Source organism: Thalassobacter sp., from assembly GCF_982993085.1.
In genome coordinates this window covers 1-4,083 of sequence record NZ_CEZFMW010000181.1, presented here as the reverse complement: position 1 = coordinate 4,083, position 4,083 = coordinate 1, and the positions used below count along the sequence as shown (strand labels likewise).

Annotated in this window: 1 protein-coding gene and 1 pseudogene; both read right to left on the bottom strand. The window is 57.2% G+C overall.

The genetic code is table 11. The annotated features are described in order from the left end of the window. Window positions 1-3,061, bottom strand: a 3,061-nt coding sequence (gene pglX, locus AC4GMC_RS17410) for a BREX-1 system adenine-specific DNA-methyltransferase PglX (RefSeq protein ID WP_488047593.1), incomplete at its 3' end; no start/stop codon positions are given. Further along, window positions 3,061-4,083 (bottom strand): annotated as a pseudogene (locus AC4GMC_RS17405) (BREX-1 system adenine-specific DNA-methyltransferase PglX); the annotation flags it as partial. The gene pglX and the pseudogene AC4GMC_RS17405, both read right to left, overlap by 1 nt.

Here is a 4,083-nt window from a genome sequence, read left to right as displayed (position 1 = left end):
TGCCAAGCGCGTCCTCGATATAGCGCAGGTTCTCGCGGAAATGCGCCTCGCCGAAACTAACGCGCAGGAACAGGCGGAAGCGTTCGGTGATGTCGTCGGGGAACCAGTCACTGTCGAGCACGGGGATGACGTTGTCTTCGTCCGGCATGAACTGCGGCTCGGGGATGCGGGCGAGGTAGTCGGCCAGCGTTTCGCCCTGATTGGCGAGGATCAGGCCCGGCGCATCAAGGCTGTAGCGCCCGAACATGCAGCCCACGGCGTAGGAGAGGAACTCGGCCATGGTGTCGGCGCGCAGACGGGTCTCGTTGGCCTCGGCTTCGTTCTTGATGCCATAGCGATACGCGGGGTTGCAGGTGAGGGTGATCTCGTTGAGCGGCACCTCGGGGGTCAGCTCGTCTTGCAACCCGTAGGCGTCGATGAAGATGCGGTTGTTCTCTTCCTCCAGCCGCTGCATCTCGTCCGTCATGCCCTGCCAATGGGTGCGGAGGGTGGTGTAGGTGCCCTCCAGCGTCTCGGTGCGGTGATCGGGTTGGAGCAGCGGGAGCGTCGTAAAATCCCAGGAGGTTTCGTAGGCGTCCCAGTCGAATTTGGAGAGTTCGATGCAGCCGTTAGAAATAGAATGCAAAAGGTCGGAACCGAGCATTTCGATTTTGAGTGGTAGCTTTTCAATATCCCCAATCTGAAAGTTTAGAGTTGGGCTGAGCAGAGAAAGCATTGTTTCACATGGTTTTGAATTGAGAAACGAAACCAAGTTATCCGGCTTGGCATCTTTTGAGAAAGCTGACATACCCCCAATGTCAAAAACTGAGCCAAAATCTCTGTAGCGGCAACTAAACTTGGACGAAGTTATTAACCCCCAAGTTGCTGCCTCCTTAAAATAATACTCATAGGCCCTGAAACGCGATCTCTCGTTACCATTTTCATCTTTGAAATTTCTAATAGCTTCCCCGCCATTGGGCCAATAGACTACAAAGTCAGAATACCCAAACCACTTCCGATACCCCCCACCTTTTGAATAAGGTACCCACTTTTCTACTAAGCTCTCAGAATCTTGAAAAGACTTGGTGGTGCGATTGATGGAAGCCTTCCCTACTTCATGCCAAGCTCGCAGGAATCTATCGTTGTCTCCCGTTGCCAAGCCTTGCTTTGCAGTTGCGCTCAAAGATAAACTTGGGACATTATCAAATAAGTTAGCAATATTATTTGATACCCAATACGCAATTGGTCTTCCCGGAATTTTCCCAAGGTCTTCCGCTGATGTGCGATAGAACCACCCGCAGTCTTTATTGCTTATAGCTTCCAGTGTTTTTGGGCCTTGGTTGGCTGCGCCGCGGAAATCCGAAAGTCGAATATAACCGCCTTTGAATTTTGGGTCACAATCGTTCTGCAAAGTGAATGTGCAAATTGGTACCGTAGCACCATCAAAGCCTGAATATTCCAATTGAATCAAGCTTGTTATTGTTTTTTGCTCAAGCAATAATAGTCGAAGTTTTTCGTATGACGAGATGAACATCCATACAAATGGTGTCATGAAGCCCAACTGTGCTTTAGGCAAGGCAAGTTGGATGTTTCTGGCGATGAACGCGGAGAACAAGTCTGATTTTACGTTAGGATATTTTTCTTTCAGAAAGGCGGCGATCTGCACATTCATCCCACTCGAGCCCATATACGGCGGGTTGGCCACCACGACGTGATACTTCGGCGACAGCGCCTCGGCCATGCGCAGCACGGCGGTAATGCGCTCCTGCACCTCTTTCAACAACAGATCGCCGCCAAAATCCCGCGCCTCGACCACCCGCAGGGTCTCTGCCGGATCGCGCAACCTCGGCACGATCAGCGAGCCGAAGTTCTTGGCCTGCTCAAACTGCGCACATGTCTCGCGCAGCTCATCGGTGAACAGATCCTTGCCCACCACGGCGGCCACGTCCTGCATCTCGGCAGGCGTAAAGCTCACGTTCTGCAACACGCAGATGTCGGGTTTCGCCCCCATCCGCAGGAACCGCCGCCGCCCCAGCCGCGCCGCCGCCTTCATCGCCAGCGCAAAGGCGGCCAGCGCGCCCGCGCGGTCGTCAATCTCCACCCCGGTCAGGTTGTGCGTCAGGATCAGCGCGGGGATCTCTGTCGCGTCATATCCCTCTTCCTCGTAGATGGCGTAGAGCAGGTCAAAGGCATAGGTCAGCATGTGCCCCGACCCGGCGGCGGGATCGCAGATGCGGATATCCTCGGGCTTGGTGATGCGCAGGAAGTCCGTCTCGGGCTCTTCGGGCGCGATGTAATAGTCCATCCGCTCCGCCAGGCGGCTGTCGGGCCGGTTCAGCAGCCAGAGCCGCCCCAGCGAGTTCTCCACCAGGTAGCGGACGATCCAGTGCGGGGTGAAGAGCTGCGTCGCGGCGGGGATGTTCTCGGCGGTGATCTTCTGGTTCTTCTTCAGCCCCGCGAAGACCTGGTCCTTCTTCTCCGAGATGTAGAACTGGTAGAGCCAGCCGATGATCTCGACGTCTTGGCAAGCGTCTTCGGTCATCACCTTGCGCAGTTCGGCAAGGATCGAGGATTGCGACAGCAGATCCTCGGGCATCAGCAGTTCGGTATAGTCGTCCAACTCTTCGAACAGGAACGGCATCGGCCCGTGCCACTGGTTGCAGGCATGGACCAAGAGCTGGCGATAAGCCTCCCCCTGCGGATCAGACGATGGCGTGCGGCCATCAAGCAGCGCCGCGATGCTTCCCGACGCACCCTCGGGCAGGTTCCCCGCCATCGCCTCAGCCAATATCTCCGGCCGCGTCTGCCCCTCAGCCGGCGAAACAACCCCAACCGTCGTGTAGCCATTCGCATCCATGAAGCGCAGCGCAGTGAAACGGTTGAACCAGGTGTAGGCGACCTGCTCGATCACCTGCGCCTTACCATCCCGCGCGATCGAAGCATCAAGCTCTTTCATCGCCTGCGGATGTTCCCGCCGCGCGGGCGAGGCCGGATCAAGCACCAGATCAAGCTTGGAGCTGACCTGATCTACAGCCAAATTGCGGGCGGCTTGGGCAAACTTCTTCAGCGCGTTCGTGTCCATCAACTCACCCCAACAATCTTTTTCAGCGCGGCTCCGAACTTGGGATAGTTCGCCTTCACGCCGTCATCGAGGTCGATCTCGATCTTGGTTTGCGCCAGCGGGAAGACGACATCGCGTTCCCATTCATTCAGCTCGTCGACCTGTTTTGCGATAACGGCCATGTCCTTCAGCGCCTTGGTGCGCTGGCCCTGGCTGGCGCTTGGATCATCGGACAGCTTTTCTAGCCGCCCTCGCTCACCCTCAAGCTTACTGATGAATTCGCGCAGGTAATCGTTGAGCAGAACCGACACCGTGTCGGCGCGATAGCGGTGCATGTAGATCAGCGCGTTGAACGTCCCCTTGGGGCTCGAGAACATCCAGTAGATCGGGCGCTTCTTGTAGCGTTTGACGTGATCGGCGTAGAAATCCTTGGTGAAATACTTGCGGATGTCCTTGCCAAGCGCCTCTTCGACATAGCGCAGGTTCTCGCGGAAATGCGCCTCGCCGAAGGTGGTGCGCAAAAACAGGCGGAAGCGTTCGGTGATGTCGTCGGGGAACCAGTCACCGTCGAGCACGGGGATCACGTTGTCCGCATCGGGCATGAAGGTCGGTTCGGGGATGCGGGCGAGGTAATCCTCCAGCCGCTCGCCCTGGTTGGCGAGGATCAGGCCCGGCGCGTCGAGGCTGTAGCGCCCGAACATGCAGCCCACGGCGTAGGACAGGAACTCGGCCATGGTATCGGCGCGCAGGCGGGCCTCATTGGCTTCCTCGGAGCCCTTCACGCCATAACGATAGGCGGGGTTGCAGGTGAGGGTGATCTCCTCGATCGGCACCTCGGGGGTCAGCTCGTCTTGCAGACCATAGGCGTCGATGAAGATGCGGTTGTTCTCTTCCTCAAGGGCTTTCATCTCGTCCGTCATGGACTGCCAATGGGCGCGCAGCGTGGCATAGCTCGCCGCCAGCGTCTCGCCGCGATGATCCGGCGAGAGCAGCGGGAGCGTGGTGAAATCCCAGGAGGTTTCGTAGGCGTCCCAGTCGGATTT